This window comes from Paenibacillus sp. JJ1722 (assembly GCF_048282685.1).
GTDB classification, from domain to species: Bacteria; Bacillota; Bacilli; order Paenibacillales; family Paenibacillaceae; genus Paenibacillus; species Paenibacillus polymyxa_B.
The window spans coordinates 2,160,076-2,181,940 of sequence record NZ_CP182500.1; the positions used below are offsets into that span (position 1 = coordinate 2,160,076).

Sequence of the window (21,865 nt, forward strand, 5' to 3'; positions counted from 1 at the left end):
TTAATCGTTATCTCCTTGTTTTTCTGATTCGGTCATGTTGGCGTGAATTTGTAAAAGAGTCTGGCGGAATTGCTCCAGATCGGCTGAGGAAATTCTTCTTACAAAATCGTGATTGGCATCATATTCAATAGGAAGAATCTCTTTTACAAGCTGTCGGCCTGCTTCAGTCAAATGAAGTAAATAGGCTCGACGATCCTGAGGGCTATTCACACGCCGTACCCAGCCCTTCTTGTCTAATAAATCAATAATTCGAGTCGTGGTCGGCTGGTCCTTCACGGCCTTAGCTGCAATTTCTTTCTGATTTAAACCCTCAGCCTGATAGATTTGGTACAGAACCGACCATTGCTCTGGGGAAATATCATAAGGCTTGAGACGCTGCAAGAGCTGCTGACTCATTTTGCGGTGAGTAATCCCGAGCAACATCCCAATGGAACAATCGGGAGGCAAGTTATTCATAAGGTACTCCTTTCTGTTTCCCGTACATAAATTACTTTGAAATCAATTAGTTGTTATAACAATTATATGAACAACAAGTTATTTTGTCAAAAAAAGTTGTTCGGCGTTTTTAATTCTGCCATCACTAAAGCCAAAATATAAAAACAGCCCGTAAAATACGGGCTGTTTGGGTTAATGCAATATCGTTTGCCATGACTGGCGAATTAAGCTTTAGGTACGGTTTCCCAGTCCTTCAGGAAGCGTTCGATACCACTGTCTGTCAGCGGGTGTTTCCACAGAGAAGGGAGCAAGGAACCTGGAATGGTGGCAATATGTGCACCAGACAGAGCAGCATCTTCTACATGCTTAATATTGCGGATGGATGCGGCGATGATTTCGGATTTCAGACCATGAATGTCCAAAATTTGTCTCAGTTCACGGATCAGCTTCATACCATCAACAGCGATATCATCCAGACGTCCTACGAACGGGCTGATAAAAGTAGCGCCAGCTTTGGCTGCCATCAAACCTTGAGCCGCGGAGAAAATCAGTGTTACATTCGTTTTGATTCCGTTCTTGGTCAGCTCGTTACAAGCGTACAAGCCGTCTTCGGTCATAGGAAGCTTGATAACCACGTTCGGTGCCCACTTGGCGATATCATAAGCTTCTTTGAGCATATCTTCAGCCTTCAGACCAATAACCTCAGCACTTACGGGACCTTCAACGATACTGCAAATCTCCTGAATGACTTCCTTGAACACTCGACCTTCTTTAGCGATCAGTGAAGGGTTCGTTGTTACACCATCAACCAGACCCAAACGTTCAATACGTTTGATTTCTTCAATGTTACCAGTATCCAAGAAAAATTTCATTTGATTTCCTCCTCAGGTTTATATAATTCATAATACATATCACATGCGATGTACACTAGCTCATTTAAATGTAGCATATTGCACACGTTAAACTTATAATTAGTATGTATTACATCCTTAATTGTGACACATTTTAAATTTGAAAACAAGCTGTCTATGATTAAAATTTGATGAATTGTCGGAAGATGCTGAAATTTACCGATCTATGCTCATTTATAATATATACTACCCCACTTCATAAGGAGGTAATCATTATTCAACTGTCTGAAAGACAGCGGGAAATTGTTGATATTGTCCAGCGTCTGGCACCTGTAACAGGGGATAAAATTGCTGAAACACTGGGACTGACGCGTCCGACTCTCCGTTCTGATCTTGCTCTGCTCGTTATGCTCGGGCTGGTGGATGCCAAGCCGAAGGTAGGCTACTTGCCAGGACGTTACCCCAAATATGATAGTCATATCGGCAACATGCTCAAAAAGCTGACTGTGGCGGATATACTTAGTGATCCGATTTTGATTTCCGGTGACGCTACCGCCTATGATGCGGTGCTGATGCTGTTTCAGCAAAATACAGGCACGCTGATGGTCACAGGGGAGGAGCAGGAGCTCATTGGAATTGTTACGCGCAAGGATTTGCTGAAGGTCATGCTGGGGCATACCGATCTTCACACCGTCCCGGTGACCATGGCAATGACGCGCCGGGCCCAAATGACGACGCTTGCTCCAGAAGACTCTTTACTGGAAGCGATATCGAGACTGATTCGGCATCAGGTCAATTGTCTTCCAGTTTTGGACGAGCAATGTAGCTCCTCAACTCCAATTCAAGGGTTGGTAGGGCGGGTTACGAAAACGGACATCATGAACGCCATTCTGAGCTTGACAGAAGAAAAAACGTAAAAGATGAATAAGGGGGCCTTGTATGTATTGGTTGGCCATGCTGACGATGCTGATTGACCATGTCGGACTTGTGTTTTTTCCGACGGATCCGGCTTGGAGAATTGCCGGCAGACTTGCTTTTCCAATCTATGCCTACGCGCTGTATATGGGGTATACCCGTACCCGAGATATGCGGAGCTATATGCTCCGTCTACTCGGGCTGGCTCTGATTTCTCAGGTGCCCTATATGCTGGCGTTTGATGTATACAGACCGAATGTAATCTGGACGCTACTGGCCTCGTTGCTCGCGCTGGCTGCTGCATCCCGCTTGAAGCATTGGGCGGCTGTAACGGGTCTGTACGTCCTTTCAGCTCTGGTCATGGAGTTCAGCCAGATGGATTACGGGGCCTATGGTCTACTGCTGGTTCTCATTTATCGATACACTCGCTCATATATGATGATTGCAGCCCATTTTGCTTTGAACGTTGTGTATGATATGGTGCACCACGCAAATCTCCAACACTTTAGTCTGCTGTCCAGCATTCTGATCGTATGTTTTGCAACGGGAGAGAGCGGATTTTATAGTCGGGTACCGCGTTGGTTGTGGCGCAGCTTTTACCCGGTACATCTGGCTGTTATCGCGGCAATTCGCATCTGGCCCTAATCTACATCTCATACAACAAAAGAACCTTTAAAACCACGGGGACTGCCCCCCGTTTGTGAGACAGGGATCAAAACACCATTCAAGTTTAAGCAGCCAGTCGTCGGAAATCTACCGGCGACTGGTTATTTAGTTTCGTTTGAATCCGAATTGAGTTATAGTAGGTGATGTAATCTCGAACGGTCTGTACAACGATTGTAGTCGTTGTACAGATGAGATCTTCAAGGTAGAACGTTTCAGACTTTAGTGTGGAATGAAACGATTCGATGGGGGCATTATCAGCGGGCGTTCCTTTACGGGACATGCTCATGGTAATGCCTTTTCCCTTTACTGCAGCTTGATAAGCTTGTGACGTATATACGCTTCCCTGGTCGCTATGGAGCAGCATGCTTGTCCGTTTTGGAAGTTGATTCAGCGTATCCAAAACCAAGGACGTATCTTGCTTGTCCGCTATACTGTAAGCCACAATCTCCCCGTTGTACAGGTCTAGAATGCTGGAGAAGTACAACATCTTTCCGCCAAACGGTAAATAGGTGATGTCCGTGACGAGCTTTTGCAGGGGCGCCTCTGCATGGAATTGCCGCTTCAGCAGATTTTCTGCTGGATGAGCGGGCTGCCCAGTGGCCTTTCGTTTCTTCATCCTCACGCGGCACTGTAGCCCCTCACGCTGCATAATCCGCTGAACTCGTTTGTGATTTATTCTTTGCTCTGCCCGAAGGAGTGCGGTGATTTTTCGGTAACCATACCGAAATTTATGACGGATGCAAAGCTGCCGGATTCTCTCCACCGTAGCATCTGTACGCTCTGTCTCCACGGCTGCTTTCCAGCGGTAGTAGGTCGCTCTTGCGATTCCGAGCCATGTACAAGCCTCAGACACCGTCACTTCGTCTCGAACGGATTCGATCCAGGCAACGGCGACCTCTGGTTCCACCTCCTTTCCAGTTCCTTGTACTTTTTTAGCAGGTCCAGTTGCTGCTTCAGGAACCGGTTCTCCGCTTTTACTTTTTCGAGCTCCGAAGAGTGTTCCGGACCTTTTCCGTAGCTGTATTGTTTACCCACAGGCTGCTCCAGACGATGCACTTCACCTTTTCGATACCACCTCATCCATGTTTTTAGCTGTGTTTTATTCCGTATTCCCAACTGCTCCATAACCTCTCTTACCGGAACTCTTGCTAATCTCATTTCAATAGCTTTCATCTTTATTTCTAAGGGGTAACTCACTCTCGTTGCCAACGTAAAAACACCTCCAAGGTTATCTCCATATCTTACGACATGGTTCGATTCTCTTGAAGGTGTTTTGATTTGTCTCACGTTATGGGGTCAGTCCCACGACATAAATGGTTTTAAAGGTTCTTTTTTATCCTTGAATAAGCTAGCTAACGTTTAGGATACCTTGTTAGGACCTTGGGCAAAAGGAAGTGGGCGAAGGGGAGCACCTTCCTTCATGTATTGCACCAATACTTCTGGAATATTGTGTATTCCACCTGCATTGACGCGATAGCCGTTCATTTGCCCAGGCGAGTTAATCCCCCGTTTTACCGTGAATGTAACGTCAATTCCCAAGGAACGGCAAATTTCCAACGTCTCCTTGGTATACCCACCATAAGGGAAGGCAAGTACATTCTGATCATTGTGTAGATGCTTGAACAGCTTCTTGTCAGCCATGTCCAAGTCGGTATAAACCCGCTGTTTGAACTCATTCTCTGTTTCCATTCGCCCCAGCTTTTTCGAATACACCGGGCCCATCAGAAGCGGCTTTTGTTTGGTGCGGGCTGTGTTGGAGTATCCGTAAGCATGCTGGTCATTGGTGTGATTGTAGAAATCAATGCCTTCGGCATGCATCTGATGAATTTGATCCCATGTGAGCTTTGGAATACCAATGTGCTTGGGATTGCTGATCGTGGACGTGATGAGAAAATTGGTTGCCGGTACCTGGTACTTTTTCAACACGGGAAAAGTGTCCGTGTAAAAGGACTCATAGCCGTCGTCGAATGTCATGAGTACCGCATTATCAGGAACCTTGGCTTTATGTAAAATAAAGTTGGTATACTCTTTCATCGTGATCCAGTGGAAGCCGTTAGCTTTCATTTCGTCCAACTGCCTCGTTAAATTACTAAGCTTGAGAGCGCCGGGATCAGGTGGAGTCTTGGTCACCTCATGATACATCAGGACAATGACTTTGTTTTGGTAATATACTTTATCTGGTGTAGGCGTCAGTGAGAATAAATGGCGTACCAGTCGATCTGCATGAGCTGTACGTGTACGATGAGTCCCTTTAACTGTAGGTGTGTGGTATATGCTACGTGCTTCATACACCAAAATCCCTAAAATAGCCAACAAACTTATGATTAGCAACGTTCTTTTAAAAAAAGTGTGTTTCATTGAATGACATCCCCCGCATGCAAAAAAATTCTGAAAGTATAGAGGTTTATACTAAATATGAAACTAGCAAAATCTAGTCTATCATACCGAAAACATGCGGGGGAAATATCACAACTTTGTTACCTCTGTGTTGCTTTTACAGATACCGATGAAGAGGTCGGGAAGTAACCGATCTCGACGGCATGCTGGATCATGTTCCGAATAAAGTTAAGGTCGGTTGCCGGGCATTGAACGCCAGCTTGTTCCAGCAGAGCTGCGGTTACAGAGCATCCGTAACGGTAAGCTGAATCCTTGGCTCCGTCACCTTCCAGTTGTCCCATAGCAAGGTGAAGTGCACCCTCCTGAATGCCGGAAGACGGATTCAGCAGCCAAGCGCTGTAATCGTCAAAAGGCAGGGTTTCTACTGCGTAACCGAGTTGGTTTACCATAGCGATCAGTTCATCATATGGCAGTGGGTTCGGATTGCAGATATGGAAAATGCGGTTTGCGCTTTTTTGATGAACGGACAGCTCTACGATAGCACGGCTGGCGTAATCAATCGGTGTGAAGTCCGTATGCCAATCGGCTTGTGGCGCTTTGCCCAGCAGCAGCATCGCCTTCATCATACGATAATAAGCATTGCTGTCGATATTTCGCTGGAAGCGTCCGTTGGCCGAATGGGCTGTCAAATTGCCCGCGCGATAGATCGAGACAGGCGTACCCGCTTGAGCTGCTTGGAACAACAGCCTCTCCGCCGCGAGTTTACTGTTCGTGTACAGGTTGTCCACGTTCAGTTCTTCTGGGAAGGCAGAAAGCTCCAATGCCGACTCCCATTTTCCTTCGTTAGCAAGATCCTCTGGTATTCCCATAGTAGAGACATGATGGAAGGATACTCCTGGCTTGGCTTGAGCGATTTTCAGCAGTTCCAGTGTTCCGGTCACATTCGTGCGATCGAAGGCTGCCGAATCACCAAAATGGCGAACATCAGCGGCGCTGTGAATGATGCCGTCGATTTGGTGCTCCAGCATATGGCGGTCGACGGAAGAGAGACCAAGATCAGCTTGCTCCAGATCCCCATAGACAGCTTTTACCCGTCCTTCGATCAAGCTGGAGATATCTTGTCCAAAATATCCCGTCAATACGGACTGAATACGCTCGATACCGGATGGACCGTCCTGAGAAGGGCGTACCATCGCGTATACTTTGGCTTCTGTCCGTTGAAGCAGGTCATACAGAATGTGCGAGCCCAGATAGCCTGTAGCACCGGTCAACAAGATCACGCGCAAGTCGCGGACTTCAGCTAAGTCAGAAGCACCAGACAACTCAATAGGATGCTCATTCAAGTCCATTTTTTCTTGAGAAATCGCAAGTGGCTTGCGTTGCGGCGTTTGTTCCGTACCTAATTGTTCCACATATTCAGCAAGCTCGCGAACGGTTTTGTAGCGGAAAAAATCTCCGATGCGCAGCGCGCCATAGCGCGGCTTTAGAATAGCCAGCACATGAATGACACGAAGCGAATCGCCCCCAATCAGGAAGAAATCATCGGTAGCGCCAATGTTATTTTTACCAAGCACTTGAGTCCATGCTTCGGCAATAAGTGTTTCGGTTCCTTCTCGGAGAGGTTCCCCGCCAAATGAAAGATCAGACGCTTCCGGAAGTGGTCGCAGGGCCAACTTTTTGCGATCGATCTTGCCAGTTGGTGAAATTGGCATGGCTTCCAGATGAACGACATGGCTTGGTACAAAATAAGAAGGCAGCTTGCCCCCAATATAAGACTGAATAACGTCTTGTGGAATGGATTGTCCATCCGAAGTGGTAAAATAGCCAACTAACATGTTCTGATCTGTGTGATCTTTGACGGCTACTACAGCGACGTCCTGAACACCTGGATGTTTGGAAAAATGGTCTTCAATTTCTCCAATTTCAATCCGATTCCCCCGAATTTTGAGTTGTGAATCCTTGCGGCTTACGTATTCAATCGTACCATCTGGCAGCAGCTTGGCGATATCACCCGAGCGGTACATTTTTTCACCCGGAACAAAAGGATTGTCCACGAATGATTGGGCTGTACGTTCTGGCTGATGGAGATAGCCATGGGCCAATGCAGGAGTAGCAATGCATACTTCACCCGGAATATTGACAGGGCAAAGCTTGTTATCATCGTTAACGATATACACTTTGTAATTGTAAATAGGCTTGCCGATCGGAATATTGACGACATGCTCAGGCACGGCACCACGGACCCGATGGGTCGTCGTTGCTACGGTGCATTCTGTCGGTCCATATACGTTTACGATGTCGGTATCTGTACCGAATTTGCTTTGGAACGCTCGAACTTGTGAGCCGTACAGCGCTTCTCCTGCCACGGTAACAATCCGTACCTTAGCGAGTTTGCGATAGCCTTCGTCTGACAAGTACGTAGATAGCTGATTAAAGAATACGGTCGGCAAAATGGTAATAATCGTCGTGCCTGTACGTGCAATGGCTTCAGCGAATTCTTCAACAGATACACGTTCTTCGGAAGACAGCAAGTACAATTTTGCACCGTAAAACAAGGCTCCAATTGTATCCCAAACGGATGCATCGAAGCTGTAGGTCGCAAATTGGGTCAATACATCCTGAGGTGTAATGTCGCAATCGCGTTGCACGACAGCTCCTAGGTTAACGACACCGCGGTGAGCGATCAGGGCACCTTTCGGTTTGCCTGTAGAGCCGGATGTATAGATGACATAAGCTAGATCATCCGGACTTACATTAACGTTCGGATTGCTTGCAGCATAGCCTGCCAGTGGCCCGTTAATCGCTAAAATTTCTTTTACCGTCTCAATGGAACCGCACAGTTCAGTCGCTTGTTCCATGAGTGCGGAAGTTGTTAAGACAAAAGGAGAACGCGTGTCTTCGACAATGTAGCTACTCCGGTCAGCAGGGTGGGCGGGATCAACAGGTACATATACGCCTCCGGCTTTCAGGATACCAAGCAGTGAAATGACGGTCTCTAAGCTCCGTTCCATGAAGATAGTCACGAATTCACCTTTGGTAAGACCTTTGGATAACAAGACACGTGCGACTTGGTTAGCACGTTCGTTCAACTCACGGTACGTGTACTCTCCAGTGTGTGAAGCAATAGCCGGACGATCAGGGTATTGTGAAGCCGCCTCCTCAAACATTCCATGAATAGTTTGGTGCTCAGGATATTTCACAACTGTATTATTTAAAGCTTCGTGAGCAGCTCGATCCGCATCCGATAATATATCAATGGAATTCACAAGTGCATGGCTGTTGGTTAGCGCGCCACGCAAAAGGGTTTCAAAGTATTCTGCGTATCGGACAACCGTTGTTTCCAGCAAGAGTGATTGATCATAACGTATCTGTATTTGATAAGCGCCATTGTGTTCACTAACAGCCCAGTCCATAATACGGGATTCTACACCGCTGTCCGTAGGCAGATTTGCCGAAAATGAAGTATCGGCTTGTGGTTCCGCAAGGTATGCATTAGGCTCACGGAGCATGTCCTGAAATAAGTCTGCTAGTTCGTGAAAAGTCGTTTCCTTTTCGACTGTCAGCGAAGCTGTAAGCAGACCGGTTTGTGGCACAAATGTAGAAAAAGAAACTTCTTCTTCTGCGGATAGGCGATATACCCATGCAGTATATGCTGATAAGAGCAACGCTTGCTTGTCTTCCGCAGTTTTTTGCTGATTTAATTGTTCCGAGATGGACGCTTCTAACTCTACTTGATAAGTAGAGGATGTATGCTTGCGTTGTATACGTGCACAATCCAAGGGAACTAGGAATGGGGATGGGATTGTCTGTGTGCTGTTTTGTAGTAATGAAGCCATTACGCTAACCTCCTGAATGTATGATGTCTTAATATAAATGATAAACTCAGTAAATGCCTCCGATCCCTTCAAATGCATGAACAGGAGGGAGGCATTACCGAATGATTTACTTATGAAATTAATTTTGGAGTCGATAAATAGTTATTATGATTTGGTACGGTTGGTGTCTGCAATTTTGAAATAAGATGTAATTTCTTGAAGCTCTTCAGACATGGATGTCAATTTATGGGATGAATCAATAATCGAATCCAAAGAAGCTTTTTGTTCCTCCACCGTTCGCACAATGTGAACACTGTTATTGGCTGTTTTGGTTACGGTGGAAGAAAGATCGTCTGCTGTTGCTGTCATTTCCTGTGTACCCGCAGATATTTGCTCAGTAGCACTGGATACTTCTTGGATTTGCCATGCTACATTTTTAGTTGCTTGAAGAATATCATTGAACAGCACGCCTGCTTGTCCGGCAACGACGATTCCGTTTTGAACTTCAACGTTTCCTTGCTCCATCGACTTCACAGCTTGTCCGATTTCACTTTGAATTTCTTCAATCAGGGACGTAATTTGTTTGGTTGCATCCGCAGATTGTTCTGCCAGCTTACGTACTTCACTGGCAACAACGGCAAAGCCTTTACCTTCTTCACCAACACGGGCAGCTTCAATAGAAGCGTTCAGAGCGAGCAGGTTGGTTTGACTGGAGATGCCTGAAATGGTACTGATGATATTGCCAATTTCCTGCGAACGACTGTCCAGCAACTTGATGATACGGGAAGTATTGGTTACTGTATCGGTAATCAAGTGCATTTGGGATGATACCTTACCTACAATCTCGTTGCCTTCATTAGAACGTTTCTCTACCGAATTGGCTTCCTCCGCAACATTGGAAGAACTAGTGGCAATATTTTGAATTACCGAAGCCATTTCAGCCATGGCACGTGCACTATCACCTGTTGCTTTTTCCTGCGAACGGATATTCTCCGTGATTTCACTGATGTTTTGATTGATGATGTTGGAATTGATTCCGTTTTGCTCGCAGATTGCGAGTAATTCCTTGGCAGATTCATTGACTTCATCCGTTGTCTGCTTCACTTTGGTCATAATGCTGTTAATATGACTTACCATATTGTTGAAGTTCTGATTCACGAGCCCCAAATCATCATGACCTGCATGAATTTGAACATCCAGATTTCCTCTGCTTACTTCACTGATACCGTACATCAGTTGCTTAATCGGGGACAGCGTGCGTTTTACAACCCAATATTGAAGCGCCAGGCAGATCAGTAGGAAAATCACTAAAATGGTAGCGCCGCTAATGAGTAGCTTGGTCAATCCTGCAGGTACGGCACCGGCATCTGCATCGACTGCAAAATATGCAAAGATTTTGCCACTTGGATCTTTAATCGGAGTCATCAAAGTCGTCCATGTACCAAAAGAATCATCGTAGAAGCTGGTGAATGTTGGTTTGCCACTGTCCAGCATACCGGTTACGCCTACTGCTACGACATTGGGTTGCTCGTACATGGAGCCAACGAGCAGCTTATCTTTTTCAAATGCTTCTCTGAGATCCGTTGGCATCGCCACAATAGATGTTAGATTGCCATTTTCGAGCTCCGTCCCGAAAATATAAGCATGAGAGATATTCGGATTCGTCGCCATGATGTTATCTAGATACGCGCGGAGTTTGGTTTGAACGGGTCCATCATAATTTTTCTCTTGAACCGCTTGGGTTACTTCATCGGAATTAATGCCCTGGGCCCACTTCAATGTGATTTTTTCCACTTGCCCATGCAATTGGTCTATCAAAATCGTACGTTGGATCAAATAACTGGACACAATAAGGACTAGCCCAATCAATACGATGTTGAAGAAGGATAATAATAAGTTTTTGGTGAAGAATGATAAGCTACTCCACTTTTTCAAAATGTTCCACTCCCTGGTTGTATTTTTGTATATGGTGTTGAACCGCTTATCGAATGAGATAATCAAGTCCCCCTTACAAACATATTAATCGAGATCATAGACCCTTGAATTTTAAGTAATAGGTCTTAAGTCCTTTTATAGACAAGTATGATATCCCTATATATATGTCGTACGAAAAGCCCTTGAAATGAATACCTTACACAATAAAAAATTAATTTTTAATAGGTAAACGCTGTCTGTGTTTCAGTATATTCCAATTTATACTTCTACTTGAAATTCGACTTCATTACAGTCCATAAGCAACTATTCAACAGAAACCATCATACTTTATAATAGAGTCAAATGCACTTATCAATTTGGGACATTTTTCATATTTGACGTTGGAAATGCTTGATTTAGCGCGGTTTTTGTGAATTGTTTGCGAAATGAGTCCTTATATCCATGTAAAGAGAAGAGGGATAAGAAGAATGTCCAAGCTTACGATTTTAAAGGTTGAGAGTAATCATGAGGATCTGCATAAGTTGATTCAAAGGCTGGATGAGGACTTGCTGGAAAGGTATCCTGCCGACGAAATTTACTTGGTCGATTTTTCCAATCCGAAAGTTAAAAAAATGGTTTTCGCTGTTGTGTATGTGGACGAAAAACCGGTGGCTTGTGGAGGGCTTAGGCCTATAGATGCGGAAGAAATGGAGCTCAAAAGGTTTTATGTCGATTCCTCTTATCGCAGACAAGGAATTGCGGTGAGTCTATTATCTTTTTTGGAAGAGGAGGCCAGCAAACGAGGAGTTGTAAGAATTAAACTGGAGACCGGAGCGGCTCAACCTGAAGCGATTGCTCTCTATACCAAGCGGGGATACGAACCTATTGAACGGTTTGGGGAGTATGAACACGATGAAAACAGCCTTTGTTATGGTAAAAAGCTGTCTCTGTTATTATAAAGCGTTCTCTTATAAAATGGATGATGATAATACTAGCCTATATAGCGGGAGAGATGATAATGAATTTGAAGCAAAAAGCGGCCGAAAAAGCAGTTGAAGCGATTCAGGACGGTATGAAAGTAGGACTTGGTACAGGCTCGACAGCCTTTTGGGCTATTCAAAAAATCGGTGAGCGTGTAGCACAAGGATTACATATACAGGCTGTAGCTACATCCCAAGCCTCGGAGGATCAGGCCAGGGAGCTGGGAATTCCCATCATTCCGTTTGATCAGATTGGAAGGCTTGACGTTACCATCGACGGTGCAGATGAAGTGAACGAGCAACTGGTATTGGTGAAAGGTGGAGGCGGAGCCCTGCTGAGAGAGAAAATTGTGGAAAGCAATAGCGACCGATTAATCATTATTGTCGATGAGTCCAAGGATGTGAAGGTGCTGGGTGCATTTCCTTTACCCGTTGAGGTCGTACCCTTTGCCAGTGAGTGGACGTTGGAGGCTTTGCGGGGGACGGGCTGTAAAGCAGAATGGCGTATGAAAGACGGCGAGCGCTTCCTTACGGATAATGGTAATTATATTGCCGATTGTCGCTATGGTACGATCGAGAATCCGCAGGAATTGGAAATCCGCTTGAATCAAATTCCGGGTGTAGTCGATAACGGACTGTTCATTAATATGGCGGACCAGGTTATTATCGCACGGGCCAATGGACAGATCGACGTCCGTAACAAGTAATGTCTAGGACCCGCCTGCTTCATCATGTGGCATTGATGTTATTGATTTTATATACAGGGCTTCTATTATATTGGATGTTTCTCGGTTTTGGTCGTACATTACGACCAGGACCCCCGTATTCGTATAATATTGTTCCGTTTGATACGATTAGGCAATACTTGCGGGCAATGGAGTCGTTTCCTTTTCGGGTATGGGGTGTTAATTTGCTCGGTAATATTGGCGTATTTATTCCCTTCGGTATCCTTGTGCCTATCATTTGGGTGTCCATGCGAAGTATAGGCAGTCTGTTGTTAACGATAGTGATCGCACTGGTCATTCTTGAGGTGTCCCAAATGCTACTGGGCGCAGGTACAATGGATGTAGATGACATCATACTGAATGTTCTGGGAGTATTATGCGGCCGTGTTGCCTACGTATTTGTACGTAAGAAGTTAGGGATAACAACATAATCGTCCCGCTCTCTGGATCAGTGCTTTAAGACTGGCTGAGAGCGGGCTTTTTTTACATAATGAACTGTAACCTTCTCATAATAGACGGTAATTCCTCCATTTATAGGCCGTAAGAGCAGGGAAAGGAACGCTTAAACTTGACAAAAGTGCACAATTAAGATATCTTGGAATAAAGATATGAGTAACGGAGGCTGTTAATATGTCTGTAAAACCAGATGATCAGGACTTAGCACTTAATTTGTTCGTTGTTCTGGCTCGTGCTTATAATTCGGTCACGTCCCGTACGAATCGGGACATTCATAGTCATGGATTAAATACAACAGAATTTGGAGTGCTTGATCTGCTGTATTATCGGGGACCACAGCCTTTGCAGAAGATTGGTGAAAAGGTACTAATCTCTAGTGGGAATATTACGTACGTGGTAGATAAACTTCAGAAAAAAAACTTGCTTACCCGTCGTGCATCACAAGATGATCGGCGTGTGATTTATGCAGAATTGACTGATGATGGACGTCATTTCTTTGAGCAAATATTCCCGCAGCATCATCGTGTCATTATGGAGACCGTAGATGGCTTATCTGTGGAAGAGAAAGAGCAGGCTATTCATCTGTTAAAAAAGCTTGGACTAACGGCTGAGGGGCAGAAGAGTAACGGATCATAAATTGTGCATGTGCAGGTTAAATCTGCTTTTAGATAAAATACCGACTTCTCGGTATTTTATTTTTTTGTCGTATTTTGGGGAGTAGGGTTAATGTAGAGACGCAAATCAGGTATAATTGTCTAATAGTCACGTCTGGAACAAATCCCCAGTATCTGTTTCGAATACAATACCTTGTCGGGGAAGGAGCTGTACATGAGTATACAGCAATATACCGCAGGTGAATCGCTATTGATGCAAGCAGGAGCTTTGGCTGAATTAGTTACCCATAAGCAATACGAATTACAGCCCGATCTTTTGCAGCGTTTTGGGGATAACGGTAAAATAAAGACAAAACAGGATTCTATATATAGTTTGAACTATTTAGCTGAAAGTGTAATCATGAACAGCCCTATTTTATTTACACAGTATGTTTCCTGGTTAAAAAAGCTTCTGGAGGGTTTCGGCATAACCCAAGAAGATTTGAGCATCAATTTCAGATTAATCCAGGAGACGTTGATAGAGCACTTCGATCATACGGATAAAACCATGGTGCTGGAGCATCTGGATTTGGGGATACAGCAAATTGGGAAGAAAGAGGAGTATGCCTCTTTTATTACAGATGATAATCCTTATGCTGCTAATGCGGCTCAATATTTGGAATATTTACTCTCAGGTAATCGCAGACAGGCTTTGGATTGGATCGTCCGTTTGCTGGATGAGGGTATCTCTATTCAACATACGTATAAATATATTTTTCAAATTTCGCAATATGAAATAGGCCGTCTATGGCATGAAGGCAAAATCACCGTCGGTCAAGAGCATTTTTGCACTGCCGCGACTCAATTTATTATTTCCAGCCTGTACCCCAGATGGATGGGAAGTGGAAGTAAGGAACGCTGCCTCGTGGCGGCGTGTGTAGGCAGCGAGCAGCATGAATTTGGTCTGCGTATGCTGGCTGATATATTTGAAATGGATGGTTGGGATACGTATTATTTAGGTGCCAATGTACCTAACCGGAGTCTGCTTCAGGCCATTGTGAGTTACAAGGCGGATGTGGTGGCTATCTCAGCTACCATGGCTTACCATGTCCATTTAGTGAAAGGGTTGATTGCTCTCATTCGGCAAGACCCAACTACTAGCCATGTGAAAATTATGGTCGGAGGCTTGCCTTTTAATCTCGATTCCTACTTGTGGCAGGAAGTAGGGGCGGACGGATACGCACCAGGTGCGGAGGAAGCACTGGAGGTTACAGGTGACTTACTTTCGCTCAGGAAATAAGGTTAGTTTTGTGAACCTGTTAGTCATTTTGTAAAGGGGGCCTTTTAATATGAAGGAACCGACAGCAGAAATGGCTGTCCTGCGGAAAACGGTCGAACAATTAACGGATGAGATTGTGAAAAGCAAGGCTGAGGAAGAAAAGCTGCTGAATGAATTTTCATCAATGAACAACGAACTGGTCAATCTGCAGCGTCAGCTTGCCAAAAGTAATGCGGAATTAACACGGACGAAGGAAGAAGCGGTACGGGCTAATGACCTAAAGAGCACTTTTCTGGCTGTGGTTAGTCATGAATTCAGAACGCCAATGAATGGAATACTTGGAATGATCGAAATGTTAGGTTCATCCAAACTTTCCCCAGATCAACGGCAGGCCATCGGTGTGATACGTGAGTCAGCCTCTCTGTTGTTGAACATGATTAATAATCTGCTTGATATATCCAAAGTGGAAGCAGGACAGATGGAACTGGAGATCGGAAATGTCAGAGTTCAGGCGATTATGAGTCACGTTGCCCAGTTGTTGGAGCCGCAAATCTATCAGATGGGTAACCGGTTGAGTATAGAGACCGATACCAGTGTGGCAGAGCATCTGGAGGGAGATTCGGCAAGGATCATGCAGATCTTGCTCAATCTGTTGAACAATGCGAATAAATTTACGAGTGAAGGATTGCTCATCGTTCGAACAAAATTAGTGGAGGAAACAAAAGATTCCCAACGTGTTCGGTTTGAGGTGCAGGATTCGGGTATTGGGATTTCACCGGAGGATCAGAATAAGCTGTTTCAGCCCTATGTACAGGCCGGTGAAGGAAGCGCCTCCCAATATGGAGGAACGGGTCTGGGGCTATGGATATGCAGTTCATTTGTGGAACTCATGCAGGGAGAAATTGGGGTCGTCAGTGAAGAAGGCCAAGGCTCTACGTTCTGGTTTGAAATTCCCTTCATGAAAGGATCGGAGCAGGCAGACGAAATGAAGAAGCATGAAACTGGTGATTTGAAGGTGTTTAGCGAGTTGCTGCGTGAGCACAGTCATTCTCAAACTATTTTGGTGGCTGAGGATAATCGGGTAAATCGTCAGGTGGTGCAATTACAGCTTAACCACTTGGGATTCCAGCATATTGATTTTGCTGAGGATGGACAAGCTGCTGTAAGAGCGGCCTCCGAACGATCCTACGCTTGTATTCTAATGGATCATCATATGCCTCTGCTGAATGGTCATGATGCGGCGAAAGCGATCCGCCAGCGGGAAGCAGAAAACCAGCAACCACCTGTGCCAATCATTTCTTTGACCGGAAATGTGTCCGAGGAGGATCAGGCACGGGGCCAGGAGGTTGGAGTGAACGATTACTTGATGAAGCCAGTAACGATTGAAAGGCTCTCTGAAAAGCTTGTCAAATGGCTTCCAAAGCCTGAAACCAAGCCGATTTTGGATGAGGAAGTTATACGTGAAATTATGATGCTGGACGAGGATGGCAGCACGGGACTACTGGAGTCATTGGTCGAAATGTATACTAGTGATACACCTGCCAAAATCAATAGGTTAAGAGAACTGGCTGCTGCGGGCGAAGCCACAAAAGTAGTAGAGGCTGCTCATGAGTTGAAATCAGGCAGCGTGAGTCTGGGTGTCGGGCGTTTGTCCTCGTTGCTGTCCGATATTGAACAGCTTGCACGGGAGAACCGACTTGAGAATGCGAAAGCGAAGTTGTCTGCGCTCCAATCTGTCTATCAAGCAACGTGTTTAGAGCTGGAACGCTATATTCACCAGTGCTAGACAGATTTCCCCCTTGTTAGACTTGCATACGGAAGGAGGACGTAAGAGACATATATGAAAGAACAGTTACGTTCCATTCACCCGCTGGCCTGGACGATTATTGTCGGTACAATTTTTGGACGGATGGCGACATCCATGAGTATCCCGTTTTTGTCTATTTACCTTACCACCCGTCTAGGGGTGTCCCCCTTTCATACGGGGGTGATCGTATCGGTCAGCTCGTTGGTCGGCATTTTTGCCAGCTTTTACGGTGGATATATTTCAGATCGAATCGGACGGCGAAAGGTGATGCTGGTGTCCATTGCGAGCTGGGCGCTTGTATTCGTTGCTTTTGCGTTGGCGGAAGCGGCCTGGGCCTTTTTTGTCATTAATGCTCTGAATGGACTGTGCAGATCCTTGTTCGAGCCAACCTCACGGGCACTGTTATCAGATGTAACCCCGAAGGAGAAAAGACTGCTTATCTACAATATGAGATATGCAGCCATTAATGTTGGGGTGGTGGCAGGGCCGTTGCTTGGTTTAATGTTAGGATCTGCATCCACGGGGACGCCGTTTATGGTAGCTGCTGGTGTGTACGCATTGTACGGGGTACTGTTGTTGATCCAATTTGCCCGGTATGCATCGGATCTGCATATAGGTACAACGGCGGGAGAGGCTCCACTGCGGATGGGCGAGGCATTCCGTACAGCCAGCCGTGATCCGGTGTTTATGCCGATTTTGCTGGGAACGGTATTTTGTGTGATGGGCTATGCTCATTCCAATTCCACAATGCCTCAATTCTTGTCCTTATCCTTCGCAGAAGGAACCCGATGGTTTACATACATGCTGACGGTCAACGCGGTTTGTGTATTGGCATTTCAATATCCGCTGGTGCGATTGGCAAGTCGATTTTCCCCGGTGAATTCCTTGATTGCAGGGAATATATGTATTGCGGTCAGCCTGTTGCTGTGCGGTATGCTAAACTCAGGCTGGATGTTTATACTGGATATGGTGCTGTTTACGGTTGGTGAAGTGTTATTGTTCACGATGTTGGACGTACTGATTGACCAAATTGCAGATGCTCAATATAAAGGGACCTACTTCGGTACAATCGGCTTTAATAATTTGGGAAGCGTGCTGGCTCCTTTATTTGGTGGCTGGTTGCTGGATATCTATGGTCAAACGGCGCCGCTTGCCGTTTTTGTTCCGGTTGCCCTGTCGGTTGTGATTGGCATTCCGTTTCTTCTGGTCGCACGCCGCCGTCTGGCGCAGCGTACAGCACGGATCGCGGCTCAAGGAGGAGAATCGGTGCAGCAACTGTCATCATAAAAAGGGAGTTGAGTGCAGGATGAAGTCGGAAGAAAATGTGCTACGAATCATACAATATATGAATGATCCGCAGGTACTGCAAGACTTGCGATATGTGCGAGAGCTGAAGTTGCCGCAAGGATGTATTGCCGCAGGCTATGTACGTAACCGGGTTTGGGACAAGCTCCATGGCTATACAACTGCTACACCTTTAAACGATATTGATGTTATTTACTTTGACCCGAAAAATACGCTAGAGGAACGAGATGAGTATCTAGAATTGTCCTTGAACCGTAAGCAGGCTGGACGTAACTGGTCTGTCAAAAATCAGGCTCGGATGCATATTCGCAACGGAGAGGCTCCTTATTCCTCGATAGAGGATGCGATGAGCCGCTGGCCAGAGACGGCAACGGCTGTGGCGGTTAGATTGAATGACAAGGATCAAATAGAGGTCATTTGTCCGCATGGATTGGAAGATCTGCTGGATATGCGGGTACGGCAAAGTCCTTTGTTTCGTCACACAACGGCTTTTCGTCAGCGTGTATTTGAGAAGCAGTGGCTTGATAACTGGCCGTTGCTTATTATGGAGAATTAGAGGTAATCCTAATTTCAGGATATTAAGGAGAGACGACAAACAATGTTTAAAAATATAAAAACAGATTCAGATCGTGAGGAGGTTCTGGAGCTGTTAACCTACGCTGTGCTGGATCATCCTGAACGCGGAGAAGCAGCTTTACGTACCTATCAAGCCTCGGATGACTGGAAGCTGTTCGGTGTAGAAGATGAAGGACTTATTGTAGGTATTGTTGGCTTTGAGGAGCAGGAGGATGGAACAACCGTAATTCGCCATCTGGCCGTGTTGCCTGAAAACCGTCATAGAGGATATGCCAGAGGTATGCTGCTTACGCTTATTCAGGAGCGTAATCCGAAACGGCTTACTGTGGACACGGATGCGGAGGGGGCAGATTTCTTCCGCAATGTGGGCTTTGCCGTATATGGATCAGAGGATTTGCCGGATGGTGGGCAATTCCATTGTGTATATGAAATAGACGAAGAATAAGCGAATCTCCGGGTCCCGCGTTCCTCTTTCTACATAAGATATGTTATGTAGAAAGAGGGAGGTGGGTTTCATTGGCGTACCACTATACAGCGATTGGAGATTCTTTAACAACAGGTGCGGGGACGTTGCTGAGCGGCGGATTTGTACCTATCTATCGGCGAATGGCAGAAAGACATCTCCGTACGCCAGTCAGTTACGAGAATCTGGGAATCAACGGGCTGACATCGCAGGAGTTGCTGTCAATGGTCCGCAACAATCCGCTTTTTCGGTCGGCGCTCAGCCGGGCTGAACTTATAACGGTAACGATCGGCGGGAATGATCTGCGCCCATACATCAGCGCCCTTGCTGGAGGTTCCGGCTCGTCAGGTTCTTCCATTTCGCAAGCGCTGAATCACACCAAAGAACATGTGCGCCAAATTGTACATGCCCTGTATCAGATAAAATCCGGTCAGCGTGAGCCATGTATCATCCGGATGGTGGGATTATATAATCCTTTTCCTGAGGTAAGGGAGGCGGGAGTATATGTGCGCCAGTACAACTCGTTTCTCTACACATTGGGCGGACCCAATTACCGGGTGGCGAACATTTATCCCGCATTTGAGGGCTATGAACGGGCACTACTTTCGTTAGACCGGGTGCATCCGAACAGTCGTGGTTATCGTGTGATTGCGGAAGAGCTGAATCGGCTTGGTTATGCGCCGTTACGCTGAGCGTGAGAGGATGCTTGGGATCGGACAAAGTATATTAAAGAAAGAGGTTCATCATGGCAGTAGCAACTGACCATCATGAACCTCTTTCTTTGCACTAGTAGGCGTGCTGTTTAGCCGATTATTTTACGGAATAAGCTGCGCGCAGCCCACTTGCGCTCACTTCGTTTGCGGTATTTGGGCAGGGAACGATAGACGGCAATGGACTGGTTAAAGGCTATAGTGGCTTCATCCTTGCGTCCCAGCATACGGTACATCAAGCCTGTCAGATAATAGCCCTCACTGGAAGAAGACTGAATCTCCTGAAACTGCTGCAGATAATGAAGTGACTTATTTACGTCACGTTCTTTGAAAGCAGCGGCTAAATGCAAATAAGGCTCACCGTATTGCACCCGCGGGTTAATGTCCAGTGCTTTCAGTAAATCCTGTTCTCCATCCTCCAGATGGTTTGTGTGAACTTCAGCCGTTCCCCGTGCGTTCCAATAGTCTGCTGATTCTTCATAACGGGATTGAATTTCCAATAACAGCTCCAAAGCCTGAGGATATTTCTTGCTTTCGATCCAGATACGAGCCAAATCGAACTTGGCAGCCACATCGTTGGCGTTTAGCGTAATCTGTTGGCGCAATCGAGCGGCATTGCGTCTTCTTTTCCATGGTTTGCTGATGCTGGGCAATACACCGACAAAGCTGCGATCTAATATATAGATCACGATTAGGAGTACGAGCATTGCCAAAAACGGGTTGCCAAGCAAACTCCATAGTAGAGAGAAAATTAAAAATTTCCCAATCATTCTGCTCCAATCCTCCTGTGCATGTAACAATCCATACTTTCCACATTATAGCATAGGGTCACTTTAAGGGTGATTAGCATGATGAGATTTGGAAGGATGGTAGAGGGGGCGAGAAGAAAAATACTTATTTGTGATGCTCGATGTATAGTTTTACGAGAAAAGGAACCTTTTTTTATTCCCGCCAAAAGGTTGAACAGTCTGCCTTATCCAAAATATTAAACTCGATCATTTTCTCAAGTAATGAGAAATCAACTGGACTATCCCACTGGATACGTACCAACTGCTTGGTGTGATCATAGCCAGCCTGCACAATTAACTCCGAAAAATGATTAATCCCTGCCTTTTCAGGGGCAACGGCCAAATGATGTTTGGCTACGCTAAAGCCAATAATAAATGTGCCGTGATCCGTAAACATAGGTTGATTCCACGCAATTTTTGCCATTAAATTTGGAAACTTCTTGGTTACCCAAGCCAAAACCTCTTGCGTTCGGGCCCGATGTTGGGGGTTATCAATATGCTCTAAATATTCTGCAAAAGCTTCCATGTTGACCCTCCTTAATTAAAAATTATATCGTGCAGAAAAGTTCCTCAAACTTATTTCTCATTAAATGGTTTAAATATCATTTTATCGCAGTAACATGTTTCTCAAGGAGTAATTGTCTGTTGAATAATCAAAAATATATTTAGATATAAAAAACACCGTTTATGTCCTGTTATATTCCTCAGCAAGAATAGAGTACAAACATGAATCATGAAACTCGCCTTTATAGTACCAGTGTTCACGCATCAAACCTTCACGTTGCATTCCGATCTGTTGCATAACCTTCTCAGAAGCCTTGTTTTCTGGACGACATGTTGCATAAATACGGTGGACAGCAAGTGTGCTAAATCCAAAGTCTAGTAACGCTCGTGCTGCCTCTGCTGCATAACCCTTCCCTTGATAATCTGGATTCAAAACGTAACCCAATTCTGCATTAGTATCTTTGACATGAATACCCATACCGCCGATCAGGATTCCATTATTTTTCAGACAAACGGCTAGTTCGTAGTCTTGTCGTGGCTGTTCCTGCTGCGAAGCTAAAACTTGTTCTATATATGCCTTTGTATCTTCTTCTGTATTCGGTCCCCAGGCTGTATATCTAGTAACTTCAGGCAATGACGTGTACGTATGTATACTTTCCCAATCAGATCTGAAAATATCACGAATGATGAGCCGGTTTGTCTCAAATTGCATAATTATTTATTCCTCCTGTCTATAGTCAAAAGAC

General features: G+C 45.4%; 21 protein-coding genes. 12 read left to right on the top strand and 9 right to left on the bottom strand.

All coding sequences use genetic code 11. The features are described 5' to 3' along the window. Positions 1-456 (bottom strand): MarR family winged helix-turn-helix transcriptional regulator, encoded by a 456-nt coding sequence (locus ACM1ND_RS09770; protein WP_023988117.1) that lies wholly within the window; start codon positions 454-456, stop codon positions 1-3. A gap of 203 nt (positions 457-659) precedes the next feature. After that, the gene (gene fsa / locus ACM1ND_RS09775; RefSeq protein WP_013309811.1) at positions 660-1,307 is read right to left on the bottom strand and encodes a fructose-6-phosphate aldolase; all 648 of its coding nucleotides are present in this window, start codon (positions 1,305-1,307) and stop codon (positions 660-662) included. Positions 1,308-1,492: 185 nt separating this feature from the next. On the opposite strand from fsa, the gene ACM1ND_RS09780 reads away from it, so the two are divergent. Together ACM1ND_RS09780 and ACM1ND_RS09785 are read left to right on the top strand one after the other, a co-directional pair. Beyond that, positions 1,493-2,203, top strand: coding sequence for a CBS domain-containing protein (locus ACM1ND_RS09780; RefSeq protein ID WP_034095015.1), 711 nt, complete (start codon positions 1,493-1,495; stop codon positions 2,201-2,203). A 22-nt stretch (positions 2,204-2,225) separates the two neighbouring features. Beyond that, positions 2,226-2,846, top strand: a complete 621-nt coding sequence (locus ACM1ND_RS09785; protein ID WP_069080054.1) for a TraX family protein — start codon at positions 2,226-2,228, stop codon at positions 2,844-2,846. 85 nt (positions 2,847-2,931) lie between these two features. On the opposite strand, the gene ACM1ND_RS09790 is transcribed toward ACM1ND_RS09785, so the two are convergent. The 4 genes from ACM1ND_RS09790 to ACM1ND_RS09805 form a co-directional block, all read right to left on the bottom strand. Then, a protein-coding gene (locus ACM1ND_RS09790) for an IS3 family transposase (protein WP_418027049.1) occupies positions 2,932-4,076 on the bottom strand; the annotation gives its coding sequence in 2 pieces (ribosomal slippage) (positions 2,932-3,803 and positions 3,803-4,076; 1,146 coding nt in all). 150 nt (positions 4,077-4,226) lie between these two features. Next, entirely contained in the window at positions 4,227-5,225 is a 999-nt protein-coding gene (locus ACM1ND_RS09795; RefSeq protein WP_069080053.1) for a polysaccharide deacetylase family protein, read from the bottom strand. 119 nt (positions 5,226-5,344) lie between these two features. Continuing rightward, positions 5,345-9,040, bottom strand: coding sequence for an amino acid adenylation domain-containing protein (locus ACM1ND_RS09800; protein WP_418027625.1), 3,696 nt, complete (start codon positions 9,038-9,040; stop codon positions 5,345-5,347). A gap of 144 nt (positions 9,041-9,184) precedes the next feature. Next, positions 9,185-10,954: a methyl-accepting chemotaxis protein gene (locus tag ACM1ND_RS09805; RefSeq protein ID WP_023988122.1), complete on the bottom strand. Its 1,770-nt coding sequence runs from the start codon at positions 10,952-10,954 to the stop codon at positions 9,185-9,187. A gap of 467 nt (positions 10,955-11,421) precedes the next feature. On the opposite strand from ACM1ND_RS09805, the gene ACM1ND_RS09810 reads away from it, so the two are divergent. The 10 genes from ACM1ND_RS09810 (at position 11,422) to ACM1ND_RS09855 (ending at position 19,809) form a co-directional block, all read left to right on the top strand. Continuing rightward, positions 11,422-11,892 carry a GNAT family N-acetyltransferase gene (locus tag ACM1ND_RS09810; RefSeq protein ID WP_028542760.1) on the top strand — a complete coding sequence of 157 codons (471 nt, stop codon included), beginning with the start codon at positions 11,422-11,424 and terminating at the stop codon, positions 11,890-11,892. 59 nt (positions 11,893-11,951) lie between these two features. Beyond that, positions 11,952-12,620: a ribose-5-phosphate isomerase RpiA gene (gene rpiA / locus ACM1ND_RS09815; protein WP_025718577.1), complete on the top strand. Its 669-nt coding sequence runs from the start codon at positions 11,952-11,954 to the stop codon at positions 12,618-12,620. Then, the gene (locus tag ACM1ND_RS09820) at positions 12,620-13,069 is read left to right on the top strand and encodes a VanZ family protein (RefSeq protein WP_069080051.1); all 450 of its coding nucleotides are present in this window, start codon (positions 12,620-12,622) and stop codon (positions 13,067-13,069) included. The genes rpiA and ACM1ND_RS09820 overlap by 1 nt, the downstream gene beginning before the upstream one ends. 199 nt (positions 13,070-13,268) lie before the next feature. Then, complete coding sequence (locus ACM1ND_RS09825) at positions 13,269-13,730, top strand: MarR family winged helix-turn-helix transcriptional regulator (protein ID WP_013309820.1); 462 nt, start codon at positions 13,269-13,271, stop codon at positions 13,728-13,730. 192 nt (positions 13,731-13,922) lie between these two features. After that, on the top strand, positions 13,923-14,987 hold the full coding sequence (locus tag ACM1ND_RS09830; protein ID WP_418027626.1) for a cobalamin B12-binding domain-containing protein: 1,065 nt from the start codon (positions 13,923-13,925) through the stop codon (positions 14,985-14,987). Positions 14,988-15,036: 49 nt separating this feature from the next. Beyond that, positions 15,037-16,752, top strand: a complete 1,716-nt coding sequence (locus tag ACM1ND_RS09835; RefSeq protein ID WP_071558900.1) for an ATP-binding protein — start codon at positions 15,037-15,039, stop codon at positions 16,750-16,752. 54 nt (positions 16,753-16,806) lie between these two features. Further along, entirely contained in the window at positions 16,807-18,060 is a 1,254-nt protein-coding gene (locus ACM1ND_RS09840; protein WP_028542757.1) for an MDR family MFS transporter, read from the top strand. Positions 18,061-18,079: 19 nt separating this feature from the next. Next, entirely contained in the window at positions 18,080-18,634 is a 555-nt protein-coding gene (locus ACM1ND_RS09845; protein ID WP_023988129.1) for a nucleotidyltransferase family protein, read from the top strand. 42 nt (positions 18,635-18,676) lie between these two features. After that, positions 18,677-19,099 carry a GNAT family N-acetyltransferase gene (locus ACM1ND_RS09850; RefSeq protein WP_023988130.1) on the top strand — a complete coding sequence of 141 codons (423 nt, stop codon included), beginning with the start codon at positions 18,677-18,679 and terminating at the stop codon, positions 19,097-19,099. A gap of 71 nt (positions 19,100-19,170) precedes the next feature. Continuing rightward, positions 19,171-19,809 carry a GDSL-type esterase/lipase family protein gene (locus ACM1ND_RS09855; RefSeq protein ID WP_254348066.1) on the top strand — a complete coding sequence of 213 codons (639 nt, stop codon included), beginning with the start codon at positions 19,171-19,173 and terminating at the stop codon, positions 19,807-19,809. A 110-nt stretch (positions 19,810-19,919) separates the two neighbouring features. On the opposite strand, the gene ACM1ND_RS09860 is transcribed toward ACM1ND_RS09855, so the two are convergent. The 3 genes from ACM1ND_RS09860 to ACM1ND_RS09870 form a co-directional block, all read right to left on the bottom strand. Beyond that, complete coding sequence (locus ACM1ND_RS09860; RefSeq protein WP_076264268.1) at positions 19,920-20,597, bottom strand: tetratricopeptide repeat protein; 678 nt, start codon at positions 20,595-20,597, stop codon at positions 19,920-19,922. Between the two features lie 172 nt (positions 20,598-20,769). Then, on the bottom strand, positions 20,770-21,141 hold the full coding sequence (locus ACM1ND_RS09865) for an iron chaperone (RefSeq protein WP_023988136.1): 372 nt from the start codon (positions 21,139-21,141) through the stop codon (positions 20,770-20,772). A gap of 159 nt (positions 21,142-21,300) precedes the next feature. Next, positions 21,301-21,831 carry a GNAT family N-acetyltransferase gene (locus ACM1ND_RS09870; protein ID WP_023988137.1) on the bottom strand — a complete coding sequence of 177 codons (531 nt, stop codon included), beginning with the start codon at positions 21,829-21,831 and terminating at the stop codon, positions 21,301-21,303. Between the last annotated feature and the right edge of the window lie 34 nt (positions 21,832-21,865).